General features: G+C 36.1%; 19 protein-coding genes. 9 read left to right on the top strand and 10 right to left on the bottom strand.

The window, feature by feature from the left end:
* Positions 1–4 precede the first annotated feature (4 nt).
* From IPH66_10795 to IPH66_10785, 3 genes are read left to right on the top strand one after another with little or no spacing between them, the layout of a single operon-like run.
* Positions 5–994: a glycosyltransferase family 2 protein gene (locus tag IPH66_10795; GenBank protein ID MBK7129836.1), complete on the top strand. Its 990-nt coding sequence runs from the start codon at positions 5–7 to the stop codon at positions 992–994.
* Complete coding sequence (locus IPH66_10790) at positions 991–1,935, top strand: hypothetical protein (protein ID MBK7129835.1); 945 nt, start codon at positions 991–993, stop codon at positions 1,933–1,935. The genes IPH66_10795 and IPH66_10790 overlap by 4 nt, the downstream gene beginning before the upstream one ends.
* A gap of 51 nt (positions 1,936–1,986) precedes the next feature.
* Entirely contained in the window at positions 1,987–3,186 is a 1,200-nt protein-coding gene (locus IPH66_10785) for a glycosyltransferase (protein ID MBK7129834.1), read from the top strand.
* A gap of 515 nt (positions 3,187–3,701) precedes the next feature.
* Here the strand turns inward: IPH66_10785 and IPH66_10780 are convergent.
* The 6 genes from IPH66_10780 to IPH66_10755 all read right to left on the bottom strand — a co-directional run bounded on the left by IPH66_10780 (position 3,702) and on the right by IPH66_10755 (position 9,048).
* A complete protein-coding gene (locus IPH66_10780; GenBank protein ID MBK7129833.1) occupies positions 3,702–4,235 on the bottom strand; it encodes a hypothetical protein in 534 nt (177 codons plus the stop codon).
* A 5-nt stretch (positions 4,236–4,240) separates the two neighbouring features.
* Positions 4,241–4,543 carry an acyltransferase gene (locus IPH66_10775; protein ID MBK7129832.1) on the bottom strand — a complete coding sequence of 101 codons (303 nt, stop codon included), beginning with the start codon at positions 4,541–4,543 and terminating at the stop codon, positions 4,241–4,243.
* A gap of 13 nt (positions 4,544–4,556) precedes the next feature.
* Positions 4,557–5,306: a class I SAM-dependent methyltransferase gene (locus IPH66_10770; GenBank protein ID MBK7129831.1), complete on the bottom strand. Its 750-nt coding sequence runs from the start codon at positions 5,304–5,306 to the stop codon at positions 4,557–4,559.
* Positions 5,307–5,410: 104 nt separating this feature from the next.
* Entirely contained in the window at positions 5,411–6,346 is a 936-nt protein-coding gene (locus tag IPH66_10765; protein ID MBK7129830.1) for a hypothetical protein, read from the bottom strand.
* 1 nt (position 6,347) lies between these two features.
* On the bottom strand, positions 6,348–7,799 hold the full coding sequence (locus IPH66_10760; GenBank protein ID MBK7129829.1) for an MBOAT family protein: 1,452 nt from the start codon (positions 7,797–7,799) through the stop codon (positions 6,348–6,350).
* Entirely contained in the window at positions 7,789–9,048 is a 1,260-nt protein-coding gene (locus IPH66_10755) for a glycosyltransferase (protein MBK7129828.1), read from the bottom strand. The genes IPH66_10760 and IPH66_10755 overlap by 11 nt, the downstream gene beginning before the upstream one ends.
* Before the next feature lie 139 nt (positions 9,049–9,187).
* Between IPH66_10755 and wecB the strand changes: the two genes are divergently transcribed.
* Together wecB and IPH66_10745 are read left to right on the top strand one after the other, a co-directional pair.
* Positions 9,188–10,291: a UDP-N-acetylglucosamine 2-epimerase (non-hydrolyzing) gene (gene wecB / locus IPH66_10750; protein MBK7129827.1), complete on the top strand. Its 1,104-nt coding sequence runs from the start codon at positions 9,188–9,190 to the stop codon at positions 10,289–10,291.
* A gap of 299 nt (positions 10,292–10,590) precedes the next feature.
* Positions 10,591–11,403 (top strand): hypothetical protein, encoded by an 813-nt coding sequence (locus IPH66_10745; protein ID MBK7129826.1) that lies wholly within the window; start codon positions 10,591–10,593, stop codon positions 11,401–11,403.
* 37 nt (positions 11,404–11,440) lie between these two features.
* On the opposite strand, the gene IPH66_10740 is transcribed toward IPH66_10745, so the two are convergent.
* Complete coding sequence (locus IPH66_10740; protein ID MBK7129825.1) at positions 11,441–12,358, bottom strand: hypothetical protein; 918 nt, start codon at positions 12,356–12,358, stop codon at positions 11,441–11,443.
* 271 nt (positions 12,359–12,629) lie between these two features.
* Here IPH66_10740 and IPH66_10735 point away from each other — a divergent pair, with 271 nt between their 5' ends.
* From IPH66_10735 to IPH66_10725, 3 genes are read left to right on the top strand one after another with little or no spacing between them, the layout of a single operon-like run.
* Positions 12,630–13,589, top strand: coding sequence for a nitronate monooxygenase (locus tag IPH66_10735; protein ID MBK7129824.1), 960 nt, complete (start codon positions 12,630–12,632; stop codon positions 13,587–13,589).
* Complete coding sequence (locus IPH66_10730; GenBank protein MBK7129823.1) at positions 13,586–14,824, top strand: insulinase family protein; 1,239 nt, start codon at positions 13,586–13,588, stop codon at positions 14,822–14,824. Before IPH66_10735 ends, IPH66_10730 begins: the two co-directional genes overlap by 4 nt.
* Positions 14,821–16,080: an insulinase family protein gene (locus IPH66_10725; GenBank protein MBK7129822.1), complete on the top strand. Its 1,260-nt coding sequence runs from the start codon at positions 14,821–14,823 to the stop codon at positions 16,078–16,080. Before IPH66_10730 ends, IPH66_10725 begins: the two co-directional genes overlap by 4 nt.
* A 321-nt stretch (positions 16,081–16,401) precedes the next feature.
* On the opposite strand, the gene IPH66_10720 is transcribed toward IPH66_10725, so the two are convergent.
* The 3 genes from IPH66_10720 to murQ form a co-directional block, all read right to left on the bottom strand.
* Positions 16,402–16,566: a hypothetical protein gene (locus tag IPH66_10720; protein MBK7129821.1), complete on the bottom strand. Its 165-nt coding sequence runs from the start codon at positions 16,564–16,566 to the stop codon at positions 16,402–16,404.
* A complete protein-coding gene (locus IPH66_10715; GenBank protein MBK7129820.1) occupies positions 16,556–16,765 on the bottom strand; it encodes a hypothetical protein in 210 nt (69 codons plus the stop codon). Before IPH66_10715 ends, IPH66_10720 begins: the two co-directional genes overlap by 11 nt.
* 148 nt (positions 16,766–16,913) lie before the next feature.
* Entirely contained in the window at positions 16,914–17,744 is an 831-nt protein-coding gene (gene murQ, locus IPH66_10710; protein MBK7129819.1) for an N-acetylmuramic acid 6-phosphate etherase, read from the bottom strand.
* Positions 17,745–17,982: 238 nt separating this feature from the next.
* Here murQ and IPH66_10705 point away from each other — a divergent pair, with 238 nt between their 5' ends.
* A complete protein-coding gene (locus IPH66_10705; protein MBK7129818.1) occupies positions 17,983–23,187 on the top strand; it encodes a tetratricopeptide repeat protein in 5,205 nt (1,734 codons plus the stop codon).
* Positions 23,188–23,315: the final 128 nt, after the last annotated feature.

The raw sequence follows: 23,315 nt of genomic DNA, 5'->3' as shown, positions 1-23,315 counted from the left end.
TCATTTGAAAAGTAGAGTCAGCATATTAATGCCCAATTATAACAATGGGCCGTACCTTGAAGATTGTTTAAACAGTATTTTTTCTCAATCACTTCAGGAATTTTCTTTAATAATTATTGATGATTTTTCGTCTGATAACAGTGTTGAAATAATTAAAAAATGGAATGATCCACGTATTGTTTTAATTGAAAGGAAAATAAATGGAGGCATTGTGGCAGCTTTAAATGATGGATTAGATGTTGTTCAAACGGAGTATATAATTAGGCATGATGGAGATGATTTAATGCATCCTGAAAGAATCGAAAAACTGGTGAATTATATGGATCTACACCCTGAAATTGGGGTATGCAGTTCTAACATTCAAACCTTTGGCTCATTTACTGAAAAAATTATTTCTGGGGAGCATCCAGAAATGAATAAGGCGAATCTCATTTTTTTGCACAACATTGGTCACGCAGCTTCAATTTTTAGAACTTCAGTTTTTAGTGAGTTAAATGTTAGGTACTCTGATCAATACCCGCTAATGGAAGACTATGATTTGTTTTATCGAATTAAGGATAATGCATTAACCACTTCATTACCAGAGTTCTTGTATTTTTACCGAGTACAAGAACGACACAGCAATCAGCATCAAGTTGAATTGAAGGCTTTGACATTAAAGCAGTTTTATGTACGTGTTTTATCGGACCTTGGGATGGAACCCAATTCACATGATGTTGAGGTTCACTATGAGATTGCTAAAAATGTTCAACTCACCGTTCCATTAAGGAATTATATAAGTCATGTCAATCTTCTTAAAACTCAAAATAAAATTAAAAAAATATTTCCTGAGCAAGAATTGAATCAGTTACTCGAGCATAAGCTAAAGGGAGTTGTTTATCGACTTATTGATCAAAATAGAATAGGTTGGTTGGAGTTGATGTGGTACAGTTTATTATTCAAGACATCATTCATTCGTTACAGAATGGCTAAAAAACTCAAAAGAAAACAATGATAACCATCCGACTAAGTAGAAATTACGAGTTTCCTGATTTTAAACGACAAACACCTAATCAAACTGGAATTTGGAAGAATATTCAAATTGTTGAAGAGAACATATCTGAAGCAGACTTTCTACTAATATTGAATCAGCCAGCTCAGGATATCAATATTAAAATTAACAAGCATGGTAAATGGCTCATCATTCAAGAACCGCCATATGACAGAAATAAATTTTTCAAGTCACATTTTAAATATGCCGACTCTATCATTAGTGGCTTCGAAAATGTTCCGAATAACATTCAAACGCAGGCTGCCCTTCCGTGGCATATCAATAAAACCTATGATGAGCTAAAAGGATTACATTATAATTCTATTGAAAAGGAAAATAAAATTTCTTGGATCACAAGTAATATCAATCTTTATGCGGGTCATCAAGATAGAATTGACTTTATTAAATATCTACAAGAAAAGAATTTTTCATTTGATTTATTCGGGAGGGGCTTTAAGCCCATTGACGATAAATATGATGGTTTAGCCAGATATAAGTATTCAATCGCAGTTGAGAATTTCATAGCAAAAGATTATTGGACAGAAAAGGCTATCGATTGCATGCTTTCCTGGACTATTCCTATTTACTTCGGCTGTCCTAATTTTGAGGATTATTTTCCCCGTGGTTCTTTTATCTCATTGGACATTCGAAATAAAGAAGTGGCTTTGGATAAATTAAATCAAATTTTAATTTCTGATTATTGGGAGAATCATTTGGAGCCTTTGTCACAGGCAAGACAGTTGATACTGGATCAATATCAAATTTATCCAACCGTAAAAAGGATGGTTGATGATTATTTCATACAAAACCCAAGAACTCGAAAAAAAAAATATTACATTCCATTTTCAGGACTTTCATATGTTGATAGGGTAAAGTTGAAACTTAGGAGCGTATTTAAAAAATGAGATATTGTTGCAGTTTATTGGTAAATTAAATAGCACTGGTATTTTGATAATATGGGTAAACGAGCATTGGTAGTATTAACCGTTTCTTTTCCTTTTAAAGGTGAGGAAATAACTTGGAAGGATCATTTGCTTGAACTTACTAAGAAATTTGATTTGGTTATTTTTTTCTCGTTACCGCCAACAACTGATCTGGAAATTGATCCGCCCGAAAATGTAATTTATTTTTCAGAGAAAGGAAATCCTCCAAAAATTAGTTTTAGTATATTGAAACGATTCGTCCGTATTCTAATTTACGAAATTTTGAGGGAAAAGAAATTTTGGCTTTATGTAAAAAAAATAAGGATGTTGTATGCGATGGTTAGGTACGCTTCTCATAGAGCCGACTATCTTAGGCAGGAGTTAAATAAAATTGGTTGTGATTATCAGCTATATTTTCATTCAACATGGTTAAATACCTCAGCTCTCAGCCTTGCCTTTTTAAAAACGGAAAACATAATAGATGGATATACCTTTCGAATTAATGGGTACGATTTTCAAGACGAACGGCAATCCTCAGGTCATGTTTTCTTCAGGCGTTTTATTTTTGATCACTCAACACTTTTGGTAGGTCTTTCTAAATTTTCCATCCAATACATGCAAGCTAAAGGATTCAGTGTTGAAAAAATGTTTTTAAACTATGGTGGTAAGATATCCAAGAGTTTGCAATTGTTGAGATCAAATAATGTTTTTACATGTGTTTCATGTTCAGGATTGATTTCGTTAAAGCGAGTTCATTTGATTGCACAAGCGTTGAGGTTTGTTGATTTCGAATTGAACTGGATTCATTTTGGTGATGGTCCACAACGTCAAGAGATAGAAAAGCTTGCTGACGTATTGCCAAAAAACATTTCAGTTCGTTTGGCAGGTCACGTTGATCAACAAGTAATAGAGCAGTATTATGAAAATAATCAGATTAATTTATTTCTCCACTTGAGTGAAAGTGAAGGATTGTGTATGGCTATTATTGAGGCTCAGAGATACGGAATTCCCGCAATGGCTTGTGGTGTTGGAGGAGTTAAAGATATTATTAATGAGTCAACAGGAATTTTATTACCATTAAATATTTCGCCAGAGGAACTGGCTGTTCGAATTGTGAATTTTAGAAATTCAAAATTGAATACAAATGATTTCAGACAAGCAGTTTATAGTTACTTTCAAGTTCATTTTGATGTTGAAAAGAACACTGCAGAATTCATCAATAAGCTAGAATAGTGATATCCTATTCAAAATTTCGCTTATATTTTAAAATCTTTTTCTCAAAAAAGTGGTAGGATAGCACAGCAATAGCTATCGTTAACAAGATATTTATTGGGAATTTTTGAAACCATACCGTTCCGGTTGGAGCAGTCCTCACAAAAATGCTGTGATATACGTAAATTCCGTATGAAATTTTGCCAATATATCGCAATACAGAAAATTCTAACAACGAAGACAATAATGAATCTTGACCGGTAACTAGCAAAACAACTAATACCATTAGCTATTATAGAATAGTCTGATATTAACAAGAGTCAACCCCCTTCCCCCCCGTATTTTTTTTTTTCCCTTTTCCCCCCCCAAAACCACCCCCCCCCCCCCAAAAAACTGGGGCCCACCCAAAAAAAGTTTTTCCAAACCTTTACCCCCACCCCACCATCGGACAACCCCCCCCCCGCGTTTTGGGGGGAAAAAAAAAACAAAAACACAAAAAAAAAAATTTTTTCCCCAAAATTTTTTTTTTTTCTTTTTTAAAAAAATTTTTTTGGGCTATGGTATAATATTGAAATTCCGGTTGCATAAAAAAAGGTATAAAACTGTAACAAACTTTCAGGCAAATAAAGAGTATTTAGAATTAAAACCAGCGCAATTGAATAGGCAAATATTCTGTTATTCCGAAAAATTGGAAAGGTACAAATTGAATTATAAAAATATGCCGTTAATGCGCCAATTAAAATTGAAGATATAGCCGGAATAAACCATCTTTGGGTATGTGAAAAATCGGTTAGTGCATACAACTTGTTGTTAAATTGAATTGTAAAAAGTGGATAAATAAAATAACTCAATACGCTCATTATTAATAGGATTACTGATAAAATCAGTGCCCCATTTTTTTTCAAAAATGAAACCACCATGGGCCAGATGAGATAAAATTGCTCTTCCAGTGCCAATGACCAAGTTGGTCCTAGCTCTCCAGTATAGTACATTTTAGGAATAAAATTGTACAGATATAAGGCAGAAAATGTAAGGCCGATAAAATTTGGTTTAATGATTTCAAATTTCATCAAGATCAATAACGCCAAAAGTATAAAACTAAAGGTGGCAGCAAACGAAGAAATCTACGTGCAAAGAAATTTCTAAAACTTATCTTTCCTTTTAGTTCTTTTTCTGATAGGAGTATTTTTGTAATTAGAAATCCACTGATTACAAAAAATATAGTTACACCCGTGCCTCCACTTACAAGAGGCACAATCCTTTTGACTGAATATTGACTTAGCTCAAGGTATTCAAATAATCCCAGATGTGTGATCAAAACAAAGATTATTGAGATTCCTCTTAATCCATCAAATCCCTTAATGTATTTGTTGCTCACGTGCATTTTTTCTTCAGATCTTCCTAATAACAAAACAAAACCCATTAGACTGCCTCAAGCACTCCACTTTAAAATACAGTTGTGCCAGCTCTTTTGCTTCGATTTTATTCATCTTTCGTTTGTACCTCAATCCGAAATAAGCGAGTTTTGATTTTAGTTTAAATGTAGTTCTAATTTTCCAAGCAATGAATTTTCTAATCAGTCTAAACGGTATGGGCGATATAATGATGTTCATGTGATAATCAATTCCAAAAGCTGAACCACCGGCTATTTTTTCAAGCTTCATCCCGTTGATTTTAGCGTAATGTTCTAACGCCTTGAATGAAAGATGAGAATATGAAATTTCATGAAAACACTCCATAAAAGCAGAATACCCTACAAAAACCCCGTCTGGTTTTAATACTCTTGCCACTTCTGAAAAGGCTTTACTAACATCTGGTATATGTTCTAATACGGCATCCATTATTGCTACATCAAATGTATTGCTTTCAAATGGTAAATTTTCAGCATCTCCAATAACTGTATGGGCCCCGCCTTCAAAAGGTTCTACTCCTGTCCACTTGCCACCAACTGCTTCTACAAGTGCCTTATTCCTACCGTAACCACATCCAATGTCAACTACTTTTTTACCTGCACAAATATCTTTAAGATCATATACAGATTTATTTATTTGGATTTCACAATCAGGCGCCTGATCACGCAAAGTAAGTTTTCGTACTCCCTGACCTAAGACTGGATTTTTTTTATTGTTTTGTCGGTTCATCTTGTTACGTTCAGGTAGCGTTTGATGTTCTGTTTTTCCACATTAGTTCAATTACGGATATCATTTAAAATAGTTTCTTTAACATGATTGAAGCAAACGCTCTCTTAATTTAGTTTTCCACTTTTTCTGAGTGTGTCAATACAAGCTGCATTGAATATTTCTACGCCAGGTTGATTCAAGTGATGCGCATCATAGAAATGAAATGAATCACTCAGATTTAATATACCATTGAAATTGATATAGTCCAACTCAGTTTTTTTCATTAGATCTTCAAATTCCTCCATGTTTTCATACGATTCATACAAGCCTTTGGTAACTGGTGCCATCATTAAGATAGTTTGAATATTTCTGGATTTCAAAAGGTCTATGATGTCATAGAAGGCGTTTAGTTGATGATTTTTTATTTGCCATGTATTAGTTTTTTGTTTTTTAGGCGTATAATATTTTAACCTTTTCTCAACGTAGCCTCCTGTGATGTACTGGTCTTCATCTGAACTTTGCTGTTCAACAAAATCCTCGTCACCTAATGTGATCTCATTCATATAAGCATACATTAAGGTATTAAATGTCTTAATGTTTCTGGTTTTCAGGGTCATTACCAGTGAATGTATGTCGTTTTTATCATTTGAGATAATGTCAATCGCAGATTCCACTCCGTCCGTGCAAAAAGTTGCCGGATAAATTTCATATATCACCAATTTTGGTTTAAGTAAATCCAAATATCTTTTTAGCAAGAGGTACGTTTGTATTGGTGACTGAGCACTTGAACCTAAATTAAACGATTTGTATCCTGAAGACTCAAAAATACGAACATCAAAACCTCGATATGCATGAGATGAACCTAAAATTAGTAAATCAACCTGGTCTGAAGCCTGAGCCTCTTTAGCCCGAGTATTCATAAATCCATAAGCGCCCTGGATGTATTGTAAATTAGGTTTCAATTTTTGTGGAATAAACTTACCCCATACAAAAATACCTCCAAGATAAACAGTCATTGCAAGCACTGAGAATTTTAATATGTCCAGAATAAATTTCTTCATATTAGAATTGGAAATAGATGAAAGGTGTTTCTTCAGTTGCGGCGTACATAGAAATGATGAATATTATTAGTGAATAGATGATCCATCTCATTCTACGATTTAAGGAAAGATGCAGGTTATCTAACGCATAATCTCCATTTCTGCCGATCCACTCCACAAAAATTAGAGCACAAATCATCACCAAGGTGATCAGCGCACCAATATAATTTTTTATTTGAGGTAATTCAAGCGTCGAAGGAGAGAAAATTTCACTGAAAAAACCAATAACTTGTGTCATGTTTTCAGCCCTGAAAATTATCCAAGCCATAACAGTTAGCGCAAATGTTTTGAGTATTAGTGCAATTTCTTTTGCCCCGGGATATAGTGCGTTTTTTCCAACGATATCCAGGTTTTTTCTGTTTTTGCCCCTTAATAAAAGTGGAAGAAAAAAAAGCGCATTAATCAATCCCCAAAATATGAAAGTCCAATTGGCGCCATGCCAAAAGCCACTCAAGAGAAAAATTATAAAAGTATTTCTGATTGGTTTTGCTTTGCTACCTCCCAATGGAATATAAACATAATCTCTGAACCAAGTTGAAAGCGAAATATGCCATCTTCTCCAAAATTCGGCTATATCTCGCGAAAAGTATGGGAAGGCAAAATTTCGCATCAAATTGTAACCAAATAGTTTGGAGGTTCCTATAGCAATATCAGAGTAACCAGAAAAGTCACCGTAAATTTGAAAAGTGAAAAATAATCCACCAATAATCAGCGTACTTCCATTTAAATCGTCATAATTATTAAAAATTTCATTGGCAAAAACTGCGCAATTATCTGCAATTGCCATCTTTTTGAAAAGACCCCATAAAATTTGACGCAATCCTTGTCTTGCAGAATCGTAATTGAAATGTCGTTTCAGTTTATTTTCAAACTGTGGTAATAAATTTGTTGCCCTTTCAATTGGACCTGCCACCAGTTGAGGAAAAAAACTTACATAAGCAATAAAAGCGAAAAAATCTGTTGATGCTTTAAGATTTTTTCTATACACGTCAATTGTATAACTCATAGTTTGAAATGTATAGAAACTGATACCTACAGGTAATATTATTTTAAGTGTATCAACCTGAATTTCACTACCGAAAAAAGTAAAAGCACTATTTAGATTATCAATAAAAAAATTAAAGTATTTGAAAAACATCAAAAGACCAAGATTGATCACCATACTGGTAATCAAGAGTGATTTTCTTCTTGCAATTCTTTCAGTTTTGTCCATGAACATGGCAATCACGTAATCTACTACTGAGCTGAAAAAAATTAATGTTAAAAATCTCCAATCCCACCAGCCATAAAAGACATAGCTGGAAACAACGATAACCATGTTTTGGGCAGAAGAATTGAATATTCTTCCGAAGAGCCAATAAATCGCGAATACGACAGGTAGAAAAAGGGCAAAATCTAATGAATTAAAAATCATGGTTCATATCTCTTTTACTCATTTCAAGAATTTTGTCAGTGAGCGCCGAGAAGTGAAAATCGGAGATATCAAAGTTGACATTATAGTTATCCATTATGCACGATATTGTTTGCTCCAATTCAGTCTCCAATTCATTCAGTTCAAGATGAAATCCTAATTTCTTTGATTCAAGAAAAGTTGCCACATCTCCATGTTCTCCGACATACACTATTGGGATACGCAGTGCAATCAACTCAATAAATTTTGTGGACAGGAAGTTTTTGTATTTCGTCGGAAAAAAAATTATAGAACCGTCATACTCGTTGAACTTTTCGATTAATTGTTTTTCGGAAATCGGTTCATGAAAACAAATTTTCTCATTTAACATCCATTTATCCACGATTTGTTTATACTGATCATTACTGTTTAAAGCATAGATATCAAAACTGAATTGCTCAAGCCGCTCTTTTGAAAAACCACGGACGGATTTGCAAAGTATTTCTAAAAATTTGTCATATTCCGCATATAGGGTTCCCGCGTAAATAAATTTCAAACCAGTTTTCAATTTGTCATTTTTTCTCGCTGACCTTGAAACAATTGAATTATCCACGCCGTGCGGAATATGGAAGATTTTATTTTGGTGAGCGGGATAAAAATTTTTAAGGTGGTGAACAATTGAATGAGATGGTGAAATTATGTAATCACAATTAAAAACTACATTCTGTTCCAAATTTTTATCATGTGATAATCTTTGAGTTGATAAATTTTTATAGCCGTAACTTTCACCCCAAGTCCACGGATCCCTTAAGTCGCATATCAACTTAAAATCAATTTCTCTTTTCAATTGAGAAACGAATGAGGATAAATAAAACGGGGGTGACGTAACGATTACAAGCTGAATATTGTTTTTGATGATTACTTGACGTACGATATGTTGAGCTTCATGTTGAAGGAACAATGACTTATCAAATATTGTTCCTTTGGATTTTATTAATAGATAATACTGAAATAATTTATACCTGATTCTCTGCAATAAGTTTTCTTGACGTTGAAAAAACCAATCCGGGTAATTGTCTTTTAAATAATACATTTTAAAATTTTGAATATCCGAATCATTTTTGGCGAAATGCACGTTAGATTTTTCAGATGAAATTACATGTACGTCAAATCCTTTATTAAAAAATTCTTGAGCAAATTTATACCATCGCTTTCCCCCAATAGCAGGATTGGGGGGGAAAGTGTAACTTACGATGAGTATTCCTTCTTTCATGCCCGTGTTAAGTTTTATCTAAATTAGATTAATTTTATCTTATAATATGGAAATAATCAACTGTTTTTAAGATAGAATTTGTGAAAAAATAAGTTAGCTATTAATCTTATCCATGGTAATATCACATTTTTAATGCAATATGAAAGAATCAACTAGGCTAAAAAAACTCATGATTGTCGTGGGAACGCGACCAAATTTCATAAAGGTGACGCGGTTTAAAAAAGTAGCAGAAATTGTAGGTGGATTTGAAATTAAAATTGTTCATACCGGTCAGCACCATTCTGAAGATATGTCTGATGTTTTTTTTCGACAGTTTAATTTACAACCCGATTATTTTCTCCACATCAGTTCTGATTCACCATTGATTCAAATTGGTGATATTTTAAGCAAATTAGAAAGTTTTATAAAGGATAAGTTTCAACCTGATATTATAATCACTCCCGGAGATGTGAACTCAACGTTGGCTGTTGCTTTGGTTGCAAATAAAATGGGAATCAAGCTGGCACACTTAGAGGCAGGGTTAAGATCATTTGATAGATTTATGCCAGAAGAAATTAATCGTATTGTTACAGATGAGTTGTCCGACTATTATTTCGTTACAGAGAAAAGTGGAATTGAGAACCTAAAAGCAGAAAATAAACCAGGCGAAAGCTATTTTGTTGGCAATACTATGATAGACACCCTGGTGGAGTTTGAAACAGAAATAGAAAACTCAACAATAAAAAATGTATTGGGCATTCAAGATGAGTATATTTTAATGACTATGCATCGCCCTAATAATGTAGACAAAAAAGAAAATCTTGTCAAGTTATTTGAACTTATTCATTTTCTTTCTGTAAAATATCAAATAATCTTTCCCATTCACCCACGCACAATTAAAAATATTCATCTTTACGGTTTTGGTGAAGTGCTAGAGTCTAATAAAAACCTAATCACGCCAGGTCCCTTGGGATATTTTGAGTTTCAGAATCTAGTAAAGGATGCTAAATGTGTCATTACTGACAGCGGCGGAATTCAAGAAGAAACAACATTCAGAAAGGTGCCTTGCATTACTCTCCGGTCTTCTACCGAAAGACCCATCACAACAGAAATTGGTTCTAATGTTTTAGCGGATTTTAACTTTGAAGCTGTATCAACGCTCATTCACCAAATTGAAACAGGCACATTTAAAAAGTCTACCATACCTGACTTATGGGATGGAAAAGCTACAGAAAGAATCTTTTCTATTCTAAAAGAAAAATGATGTTCTATTTAACTTTCAACGATTCTCCAAGTGGTGTCTATTATAGTCAGGTAATAGAGACAGTGAAGTATCTGAACACTTTAAATCAAGAAAAAGTCAAATTAATTGCAGTAATTCCTGTCAGAAATTTTAACGTCAACAAAAAAATATTACAAAGTTGGTTTCCCGGAATTAGAGTATTGCCTCTCCCTATAAAATTAAAGTACTGGAAAATATACAAGATAATATTAAGGTTAATTCCTGGGATCACGAAGGAGAGAATTATTGCAAGAGGTCCGTTGGCGTGTTCAATTGCTTTGATGTTAAATAATGAGGTGATTTATGATGGAAGGGCTGCGGTGAGTGCTGAACTAGATGAATTTCCAGAGATGGTTCTAGATAAAAATCTAGTAGTTGAAATAAAAAATGCGGAAAGAGCAGCGGTGCTAAATTCAAAATTCAGGATAGCGGTTTCACATAAATTGGTTGATTATTGGAGAGAAAAATTTGGGTATTCTAAAGCAAATCATATTGTGATACCTTGTCTTATATCTGATCATAATGCAATTAATAGCATAGACGTTTCAAGAGAGTGCCTTGGTTTTAATGAAAATGATGTGGTCTTGATTTTTTCAGGTGGAACTGGTGGGTGGCAATCATCAGAATTACTCATGGAGTTTCTTGAAAAGCAACTTTCAAAAGAAAATACAAAACTTCTGTTATTGACTAAAGAAACAACCGAATTTCTTAATCTAAAAAAACAATTTAAAGACAAAGTAGTGATTAAATGGGTAGAACCCGAGGAAGTTTCAGCTTATCTCAAATTGGGTGACTATGGAATTCTGGTTCGCGATCAAATCATCACGAACAAAGTATCATCGCCTGTTAAATTTGCTGAATATTTATCAGCTGGATTGAGCGTGTTGATTACACTGAATCTGGGTGATTACACTGAATTAGTTGAACAAAATAAACTTGGGTACGTAATAGATATTGACGCAGATATCATGCTTGGCCGTGTTGAAACTGAAACAAAGAAAAAAATAAGTGACTTTGCAAAAAGAGAATTTCACCGGAATAAATTCAAGCTTGAGTTTCTCGGTTTGTTTACAAATAAAAAAGCCGAAAATTGAATTTCGGCTTTAAGAATTTTATCTTAATCACATCCTACTAAAACTTCGCCTTAGTCCCTCCCCACTTTCTGTGGCGGCCGTACATCCATGAGTAGTTTGAGCGGTAGAAGCCGCCGCGGGTTCTGATCAGGAAGCTGTATGAAACGGTCATGAACATGTAGTTGTCGCGGTCTGTTGGGTCGCCGCGCAGGTTGCCGGGGTTACCGTAGTTTTGTGCTCCGGGTACGCCGGGCTGGTCAATGTATTGGTTGGCTAAAATGGGTGCCATCGGGTCTGATGACATCAGGGATGGATCAACATAGACATCGTGAATATCATCTAAATAATCTGTAAATACCCAGCTCCACTGGAATTCAAAACCAAAACGATGTTGTCTTTTGTACGTGAAAAAGAATCCTCCGCCAAATGGAACGGATATGACGATTGGAGAATATTTTACGCCTTCAGTCATCAATGGACGGAGTTTGTAATAAGTTTTTTCATCTCCGATTTGATAGGCTCTTGGGCTATGGTAAACGGCGCCAACGCCTGCAAAAAAGTAGGTTTGATAATCTATGCGATAACGTCCGCGGTAACCAACATCAGAGAGGGCAAGGAATTGTGGATATACTTCAAATTTAGCGTTGAGTTCAAAAATATCGTTTCTGAAATTGAGATTGCGTCCTTTGCGGGTGCGCCATTCTGCTTCGTTATCCTCTCCGCGTAAACGACCGTAGGTTATTCCACCCTGTAAAGCATACATAGGGTGAAAACGCCAGTTGATGAAGGGTCCGGTTGCCCAGCGGGTGTCTTTCATCTCAAGATTGTACACAAAGTTTCTGGATTCTTCTCCACCTCCGATATCACCTAAATAATTGGTGACACCTGCGCGCCAGCCAAAGCCAAGGTTGTAGCGCTGCGCAAAGGTAAACTGACTTGCAATTCCAATGAGAAGTAACAGCAGTAATTTTTTCATGTTTCTCTATATTTTTTGCGACTTGTCATTTCTCTTTCAGATCAATTTTTTAGCGTCTGAAAAACAAACATCTTATCACAATCAAGGTTAAGTAGTTTCTATTCTAAACCACTAAAGTACTAAAAAATTGTGATTCGCCAAAAACAAACGGTTCAGCCTGAATTATTACTAACTTGGCAAGCCCTTAAGATGGGGAGGCAGCAGAGGTGTAAAAAAACTTTCTGATGCTTGTAGTTAAAGGGAATTGAATAATAAATAACCATTATCAACGATGAGTCAAAATGCAATAACAAAACTCTTAGGTATAAAATACCCAATCATTCAAGGTGGCATGATCTGGTGTTCAGGACATGAACTGGCATCAGCTGTGAGCAATGCCGGTGGGTTAGGTATCATTGGTTCAGGTTCAATGTATCCTGAAATTTTAGATCAGCATATTCAAAAATGCAAAGCGGCAACCAACAAACCCTTTGCGGTGAATTTGCCTATGATTTATCCTGACATTGACAGGCATGTTGAGCTCATTAAAAAACATCAGGTGCCTATTGTTTTTACTTCTGCAGGAAATCCAAAAACATGGACTGCTCAATTAAAAGCTGAAGGCATAAAAGTAGTGCATGTAATTGCCAGTGTAAAATTTGCATTAAAAGCGCAAGAAGCCGGTGTAGATGCGGTGGTAGCAGAAGGTTTTGAAGCAGGTGGGCATAATGGTGCAGATGAAACAACTACCTTAACTTTGATTCCGGCTGTGCGTCAGGCTCTAAATATTCCGGTGATTGCCGCAGGCGGAATTGCAACCGGGAGAGGCATGTTAGCGGCTATGGTTTTAGGGGCAGATGCTGTTCAAATGGGAAGCCGGTTTGTTGCATCAACAGAATCATCAGCGCATGAAAATTTTAAAAATACCGTGATACAAACACCGGATGGAGGAACGCATCTGACTTTAAAAGAAATTACCCCGGTGCGTTTAATCAAGAATGAATTTTATCAGCGCGTTCAAAAGGCGTATGCTGATGGTGTTTCAATAGATGAATTAAAAGCTTTGCTTGGCAGAGGTCGTGCTAAGAAAGGTATGTTTGAAGGTGATTTAACGGAAGGTGAATTAGAAATTGGGCAGATTTCATCCATCATTCGTGATATTAAACCGGCCGCAAAAATTATTGAAGATATCATGGCAGAATATCATCTTGCACTTGAATCACTCAGCTCACCTAATTATCGTTTTGCATGATCACATTTGAAAGATTTACACTTGAAAACGGATTGAAAGTAATTTTTCACCGGGATGAAACAACCCCTATGGCGGTGGTGAATATTTTGTACAATGTCGGTGCGCGAGATGAGGATCCAAATCGCACCGGGTTTGCACATTTATTCGAGCATCTTATGTTTGGCGGGTCAAAAAATATTGAAAGTTTTGATAATCCTTTGCAGTTGGCCGGTGGTGAATGTAATGCGTTTACCAATAATGATATCACCAATTATTATGATATTCTTCCGGTGCAAAATTTGGAAACTGCTTTTTGGTTAGAAAGTGATCGGATGCTTGAACTTGCGTTTACAGATAAAAGTTTGGAAGTGCAGCGCAACGTGGTAATAGAAGAATTTAAACAGCGTTATTTGAATCAGCCTTACGGCGATGTTTGGTTATTATTTCGTCCGCTTATTTATAAACAGCACCCGTATCAATGGGCAACTATTGGTAAAGAAATCAGCCATATTGAACAAGCGGTAATGGAAGATGTAAAATCTTTCTTCTTTAAATATTACGGACCTGATAATGCAATTTTGGTTGTTGGTGGAAACACAACATTAGATCATGTAAAAGAATTAGCGCAAAAATGGTTTGGTTCTATTCCTGCACGCGGTGACAATAAAAGAAATCTTGCACCTGAGCCTCCTCAGCATGAAGAGCGTGAATTGCGAGTTGAACGTGAAGTGCCGTCTTCAGCAATTTATATGGCGTTCAGAATGGGGCATCGCATGACAAAGGAACATTACTTGGGTGATTTGGCTTCTGATATTTTATCGCGTGGCAAGTCATCAAGATTATATCATGCGCTCATTGCAGAGAAAAAATTATTTTCATCTATATCAGCTTATATTTCCGGTGGGTGGGAAGATGGATTATTCCTTGTTTCAGGTAATATGAATGAAGGAATAAGTTTTGAAACAGCAAAAGAAGAAATCTGGAATCAGTTGATGATGATGGCAGATGAAAAAATAGAAGCAAATGAACTCATCAAAGTGAAAAATAAATTCAAAACCAGCAAAGTATTTTCTGAGCAAAGTTTGATGAACCGCGTGATGAATATTGCATTTTTTGAATTACTTGGCAAGGCAGAACTGGTCAATGATGAGCTGAATAAGTATGATGCCATCACGGCAGATGAAATACAGCATTTTTGTAAATCTGTTTTCCGCAAAGAAAATTTATCCACCTTAATGATTACAGCCAAAAAATGAACCGTAATACAGCACCTGAAATTGTAAAGGCAAAACAGTTAGATCTGGTATTGCCACAAGAAATAAAACTTGAAAATGATGTCACGCTTTTTTGGATGAAAGAGGTGAAAGATGAATCAGTCAAATTAGAAATTGAGTGGTACGCCGGCACCAAATATCAGACAAAAAAATTAGTAGCAGGTTTTACCAATAAATTATTGCTGAGTGGTAATGCAACTAAGTCGGCGCGCACTATTTCAGAAGAAATTGATTTTTACGGCGGCTTTGTTCAAGATGAGGCAGACAAAGATCATGCAGCTATCAGCATTTATGGTTTGCGTGAAAATATCAGCGCTATTTTTCGTGTTTTTTCTGATGCGTTTTTGTCTTGTGAATTCCCGCAAAAAGAGTTTGATGAAGAATTAAATATTGCTTTGTCAAGATTTAAAATTGATTCTGAAAAAGTAAAATTTTTATGTCAGCGCAAATTCAATGCTTGTCTTTTTGGTACAGATAATCCATACGGGCAAGCAGCTGAATTATCAGATTTCAATGCCTTGACAAGAGAAGATTTACTTGCCTTTTATACGTCGTTTTACCTCAATGCAAAACCGGTACTGTTTTTAGTCGGTGATGTAGATGAAAAATTCATTGATGAAATTCGTGCTTGGACTTCACATTTGGGAAAAACAAAACCCGTGTATGAAAAAAAACCTGCACACTCAGTAACAGGAAGAACCTATGTTGAGAAGAAAGATGCAATACAATCAGCTATTCGAATCGGGCGCATTGCAGTGAATAAAAAACATGAAGATTATTTTGGTTTGCAGGTGCTGGACACCATTCTCGGTGGATATTTTGGTTCACGGCTCATGGCCAATATTCGTGAAGATAAAGGATACACCTATGGTATTGGTTCAGCCGTTGCGGTATTAGAAGATCAGGCCTACTTTTTTGTTTCAACTGAAGTGGCAAAAGAAGTGACAGAGGCAACTATTCATGAAATTTATGTGGAATTAGATAGACTGAAAAATGAGCCGATTCCTGCTGATGAATTGGAACGAGTAAAAAATTATATGCTCGGTGAATTTCTTCGTCAGTCAGACGGTGCGGCAGCTATGATGGACAGCTTTAAAAATATCTGGTTCAATGAACTGAATGTTTCGTATTACAATGATTTCATTCAGGCTATTCATAAAATTACGTCAGATGATCTGATGAATCTTGCCAAAAAATATTTTGACCGTGCTCACATGGTAGAGGTTGTGGCAGGGTGAAAAAGGGTGTGTTTTTCTTGTTGTTAATGTAGGCGCAGGTCGCGACCTGCGCCTACATTAACAACCGTAACGTAAAAAATCATTGGTATAAATTTGATTTAAATCGCAAACAATTCATCACCATTTCAACTTATTCTCCCAGGCAATAATTGCTTTGCGCCTCTTGATTTATGTCACTATTTGAAAATCAATTTCACTTTTTCTTCCAATTCTTCTTAGGATCAAGGTAAGTATTAAGAACAGCCCACACAACTATAACATCAGCTTTTTCATCAACTGTGAAATGAATCATGGCGGGGAACTTTTTTAGCGGTAGACACCTTACATTTTCATATCGGGTCTGGTAAAAGGGATTTTCTGAATTGCCGAAAAGAACTTTTTTACTTCAGCATGGTATTTTTTTCCAAGTCCTTTTTGTTTTGAATTGTAATAATTAATCTCTTGCTGTATATCTGCTAACGCAGCAGGGTCAATTTTAAATTCCATCAAAATTGTCTTTTACATCTTTCCAGTTCACCGGCTTTTTGTTTTTTTTAATGCGCTCTTGAACTAGGTTTTTATGTTCCTGTGGAATATCGTAATCGTTAGAGATTTCGTATTTAATTTTTAATGCTCCAAGAAATGCTTTAATGGCATCCAACCTGTTGTTGTCAAGTTGATCTGAGGTAATTGTGATTGTAGCCATGGTTATTGAAATTGATACATTAAATATATGAAAAAATACTCAAACCTCCCGTTGTTAATGTAGGCGCACGTCGCGACCTGCGCCTACATTGACAACCGTAACGTAAAAAATCATTGGTATAAATTTGATTTAAATCGCAAACAATTCATCACCCTTTCAACTTATTCTCCCAGGCAATAATTGCTTTGCGCACGTTTCCATGTGTTTGCAATAAACGGTTTGCGGTTTCATAGTCAATATGTAATTCATCCATCAACATGCGTGTTCCCCGATCAACCAATTTATTATTGCTGAGTTGCATATCCACCATGCGGTTTCCTTTAACACGGCCAAGACCAATCATCAGGCTGGTAGAAATCATGTTGAGGACTAATTTTTGTGCGGTGCCTGATTTCATGCGAGTTGATCCGGTGACAAATTCGGGACCTACAACAGGTACCATGGCATATTCTGCTACGCGACTTAATTCACTGCCCGGATTACACGTGATGGCACCGGTCAAAATTCCTTTTTCACGAGCAGTTTCAATGGCTCCGCACACATAAGGCGTGCTGCCTGAAGCCGCAATACCTACCAGGCAATCATTTTCTGAAATTTTATGTTCCTGTAAATCTTTCCAGCCTTGTTGCCTGTCATCTTCAGCAAATTCAACGGCTTTGCGTATGGCTTGATCTCCGCCGGCAATTATGCCAATAACCAATCCATGCGGAACACCAAATGTGGGTGGACATTCAGATGCATCAACAATTCCAAGGCGTCCGCTGGTGCCTGCTCCTATATAAAAAAGTCGTCCTCCGGTTTTCATCCTTTGTAATGCCATCACAACAAAGCGTTCTATGTCCGGCAATATTTTTTCAACAGCCAACGGAACCGTTTTATCTTCTCGGTTAATATTGGTCAAAAGCTCGCCAATACTCAGTTTTTCTAAATTTTTATACGATGATTCTGATTCCGTAATTCGTTTTTCAGGTGGTTTCATGTTGAAATCAGGGATTGATTTTCGTTAACTTTTCTTGCTTTTCGTGTTATACCGCAACAGTGTCCGGCTTTTTTTCAGATATTTGTGTATTACACTGCAATTAACGAATGTATCAGAATTCAATGTCTTATTGCTTTGGTGACATTGAAATTTTGCAACACAACAATGTTAAGATGTTGATTTGTAATGAGTAAAAATAAAATGAACCTTTTTAGTTGAACAAGGTATAATAGATTAAATGCAACGGTTTTTACTGCTTATATTGCTATTGGTGTCAGGGCTTGTGAAGGCGCAGGATCCCATGATTCATTTTTATGCTATTGTAAATGATGATGACCTTGGAAAAAAATTAGCCGGAGCAACAATTGAAATTCTTCAAGACGGGAGAGCATTTGAAACAACCACAACAGCTTCCAATGGTAAGTGCCCGATTGTTGATCTTCCTATCAATCATACCTACACAATTTATATTAAAAAAGAAGGATTTGTTACAAAGCAGGTATACATTGATGCGACCTACAAATACCCTGAAGATTTGCCAAAAGATCTTTACAGAGATATGGAAGTGTCTATCTTCAAAAAGGTAGACGGGGTTGATTTTGCTTTTTTAGAAACCACGCCCATGGCTAAGTTTACCATAGATGAAGCCGGATATGTCAATCATGATCCGTCCTATTCCAATGAGATGCTCAAGAGAATTGAAGCTCTGAAGAAACAAATGGAACAACAACGCCTTGAAAACGAAAAGAAAGAGGCAGAAGAGAAAAAGCGTCAAGAAGATTATGCAGCCTACATGAAGGCAGGGAATGACGCGATGACAACAGAGAAATATGACATCGCCATCACGCAATTTGAGTCAGCCCTGCGCGTAATTCCGGGTGATCCAACAGCACAAGCAAAATTAGATGAAGCCAAAAAGAAAAAAGCAGACAAAGAGAAAGCAGATGCGGATGCCAAAGCGTATGCGGCAAAATTAGAGCAAGCAAAAATTGCCTACACGGGCAAAAAATATGAAGAGGCTCTTGCCTTGTATAAAGAATGTCTTGCAATTAAACCAACCGATACTTACGTTCAAGGTCAGATTGCACTGATTGAGCAAGAACTCAACAAACAAAAAGAGCAAGCTGATCAATTCAACAAATTGGTGGCTGAAGGTGATGTCGCCATGAATTCAAAATTGTATGACGATGCAATTACCAAGTATACTGCAGCACTCGCAATTAAAGCGGACCCTGCAGTACAAGCTAAATTAGATCAGGCTAAAAAACTCAAACTTGAAAAAGAGCAGGCTGAGGCTAAAGAAAAAGAATTAGAAGCCAAATATCAAACCCTCATGAAAGAGGCTGATGCTGCTTTCAATACACAAAATTATACTGTTGCCAGACAAAAATATACTGAAGCTTTAGGTGTTAAACAAGGCGATCCTACAGCAACTGCACAAATTGCTAAAATTGATGAAATCCTCAAAAAACAACAAGAAGAAAAAGATGCTGCGCAAAAATTAGAAGCAGATTATAAAAAATTAATGACCGAAGGAGAAACCTTCATCACACAAAAAAATTGGGCCAGTGCAAAACAAAAATTTGAGGCCGCATTGGTACTCAAACCAAATGATCCAACCGCATTGGCTAAAATTGATATCTGTAATAAAGAATTGGAAAAACAAAGTCTGGAAACTCAGAAGAATGAAGAATATAACCGATACATGACCGAGGCAAAAGCCCTCTTTGATCAGAAAAAATATCTTGAAGCAAAACAAAAATATCAGCAAGCCAGTGATGTGAAACCTGATCAGGCTGATCCAAAAAATCAAATCATTGCCATTGATAAAATTCTGGCAGATCAGCAGAAAGCTGAGCAACTTGAAAAAGATTATCAAGCCTTCATGAAAGAAGGAGATGATTTGAAAAACATCAAAGATTATACGGCAGCCATTGACAGGTATACTAAGGCATTGGCGTTGAAACCAGGTGATTCGGCGGCTACGCAAAAAATCAACGACATTAAAAAAATTCAGGAAGAAGAGCAAAAACAGGCGCAGCTTGAACAGCAGTATAAAGATTACATGGCAAAGGCTGATCAATACTTCAATGCAAAAGATTATACCAATGCAAAAATGTACTATCAAAAAGCGTATGAGCTAAAACAAGACCCTGCCATACAAACAAAAATTAAAGAGATTGATGACCTGATTTCAAAAACGCAGAATGAGCAACAACTGCAAGCAAAATATGATGCCGCAATCAAAGAAGCTGATGCACTTTATAAAGCCGGGAATTTAGAAGCAGCGCTTGCTAAGTATGAAGAGGCAAGCGCAATTAAAAGTTCTGAAACCTATCCGCAACAAAAAATTTCTGAGATAAAACAAAAATTGCAAACGCAGAAAGAACAGGCAGAGAAAGAACAGCAGTTTAAAGATTTTGTTGCTGCCGGTGATGCAGCGTATAATTCAAAAGACTACCAAAAGGCATTGGCAAGTTATCAGGAAGCGATTAAGATCAAACCTGATCCTTCCATTTCACAAAAAATTGGGCAGTTGAATACATTGATTTCTCAACAGAGTGAACAAGAACAGCAAGAGCAACGATACAAATCAAAAATTGGAGAGGCTGATGCGGCGTTTACTGCTAAGTCATGGGAATCGGCCAGAGAATTATATCGTGAAGCGTTGATGATTAAGCCAAATGATACTTACGCAACTAATCAGATTACTGAGATTGAAAAACAAATGAAGCTTGAAACTGATGCTGAGGTAGAAGCCAATTATCAGAAAATTGTTCAGAAAGCAGACAATTTGAAAAAAGAAGATCGCTTGGATGAAGCACTCGTTTATTATAATAATGCCTTGAATCTTAAAGCATATGACCCGTATCCAAAACAGATGATTGATGAGATTAACCGCATCAAAACAGAAAGACAAAACTCGCAACAAGAGCAACAGAAATTAGAGAATGAATATAACGCGCTGATCAAAGAGGCAGACATTGCATTCAATTCTCAAAACTGGACAGTAGCACTGGCAAAATATAAAGAAGCATTATTGAAAAAACCGGGCGAACCATATCCACAAGGACGCATCTCTGAGATCAATACAAAAATGAATGAACAGAATCAGGTTCAACAGCAAGACACCGAATACAACAATTATATTTCTCAGGCAGATGCACTCTTCAATCAAGGTAAATATCTTGAATCAATTCCGGTGTATCAGCAAGCATTAGGTGTAAAGCCAAATGATGCGTATGCAACCAATCAGATTCAAGAGGCGGAACGCAGAGAAAAAGAAAAATCAGTTGATGAAGCTGAACAGGAATATCAAAAAATTCTTACCGCAGCTCAAAAGAAATTTGATGAAGGTGATTACCTAAAAGCACTTGATTATTATAAACGCGCCCTCACCATGAAGCCCGGTGATACTTACGTGCAGAAACGCATTGCAGAAATAAATCAATTGCTGGATAACCAAAAATCACAAAGTGAATTTGATAAATATGTTTTACAAGCCAATACGTATTTTGAAAAATCTCAATGGAAAGAAGCAAAAGAATATTACCTAAAAGCGCTCGATATTAAAGATGATAAATACTGCCGTGATCAAATTGCCATCATTGATAAAAATCAGCAGCAACAATCAACAACTGAAATTGAAGCAGAATATCAAAAAATTATCAAAAAAGCAGATGAGTATTTTGCTGCAAAAAATTACACCAAGGCAAAATCATTATACGAACGTGCGCTTTCATTGAAGCCGTCTGATCCGTATCCAAAAGTGAAATTAGATGAATTGGTTTGTCTGATAGATCCAAAACGTTGCGTGCAAGATTCTAATCCACTGCCTGATTATGGTGATCCGGTAAATACAACTGAAGTAGATATTGAAGCACAATTGCTTGAGGCTGAAGATCAGCGACAATTCATGGTGAATCAAAAAGTAGAGCAACAACGCGTTTCTGCTGAAGATGAAAACACTGCTAATTCCGATATTCAAACCAATGAATCATTTGAAACTACCAACGAAGCAAACAAAATTAACCAGGATTTGGAAGAAAAGGAATGGAGTGCTGAAGTACACAGAACCGAGGCTAATCTGGAAGTAATTGATATGCAAATCACCTTGGAAGAAGAAGAATATGATTGGGGAAGAACCAATGAAAATGATATGCATCTCACCAATCAGGGCGTAACTAATATGAATATTGAAATTGAAGAGCGCAATGATGAAGATGATCATCCAAGAGAAGAATACCTCGCTGATGTTGAACGAATAAAAGTTGAAAACGAATACGAAGAACGCAGCAATACCAATGATCAAACTAATGAAGTGCATGAAGGAACAGATTACGTTGAGGTAATGCAAATTGAAAACATCACCAACGATCCGAACAATGATGTTGAGCGAAAAAATACAGAGGTGTATGTTGAAGATTTGAACGTAGTGCTCATCAATGAAAATAATCAAAACAGTTGGAGCCAGGAAGATGAAGTAATGGACGTTAAAGAAAATACTGAAGTTCTCATTGACGAACGCATTGCTGAAAATGTAAATAATGATATTCCTAGAGAAGAGTCTGCTGAAGAGCTTAGTGATTATACTGTTGATAAAGAAAATTCTGACCGCAACATTGCGGACGATCAGTATGATGAAACCTTTGAGTCAAAAACCTATGAAGAAAAAATGTCTATTGATATTGAACAGAACAATATGGATAATGACATCCCTCGTCAAGAGACAGAAGAAAAAGTTGAAGATACCGAATTGCTAATTGAAGAAAATACCAGTGATAATTCCAATGATCAAAATAATGTGGTGAACACTTCAGATGATAAATTAGATGATTTGGAAATTGTGATTGAAGAACAAAACGCAGGCAATGATCAACCACGACAAGACTACGAAGAGAATGTGGTTGAAATTGATCTTGAATTGCAAGATTACAAAGACAATCTTTCAGAACTGAATGAAGATAATAGCCACATCACCAAAGACAATACGGAAACACTCACTGATCAAAAAGCTAATTTTGATACTCAGGCAGATAATAAAGCTACCATGAATTCTGATGAAACCAATGATGCAGTGGAAGATATTGTAGAAGAAAATAAAACCATCTCTGATGGCAATAATGAAGAGGTGGCGGTTACTGAAGATTATATTGAAGAAGTAAAACACGAAGAGACTGTAAAAGATAATCCACCTATGAAAAATGAATTGGGTGAGAAATATCCTGAAGGGGTAACTGAAGAAGTATTTGCCATTAATGATGAAAATGGATTATTGTCTAAATACATCGTCCGCCGCATTGTAGTAATTAACGGAACCGGTTATAACTATGAAAAAGTACAAACCCGTTACGGAACTATCACCTATTCTCGCGATGGACAACCGATTTCTGAATACCAATGGCAAGATGAAACAGAGGCCGCAACGCTGAATAGAAATTAATTGCCTTGGTTGTAAGGCACGAGCAAGATGCTCGCGCCAGCGGGTCTTTGGTATCGTAGAATTCTCGCGCCAGCAGGATGGTTGGTAAAAAGTACAAGCAAGATGCTCGCGCCGGCGGAATTGTCGTT

Source organism: Crocinitomicaceae bacterium (assembly GCA_016708105.1).
GTDB lineage: Bacteria > Bacteroidota > Bacteroidia > Flavobacteriales_D > Crocinitomicaceae > JADJGJ01.
The sequence above is the reverse complement of the archived record's forward strand: the minus strand, read 5'-3'. Positions and strand labels throughout refer to the sequence as shown.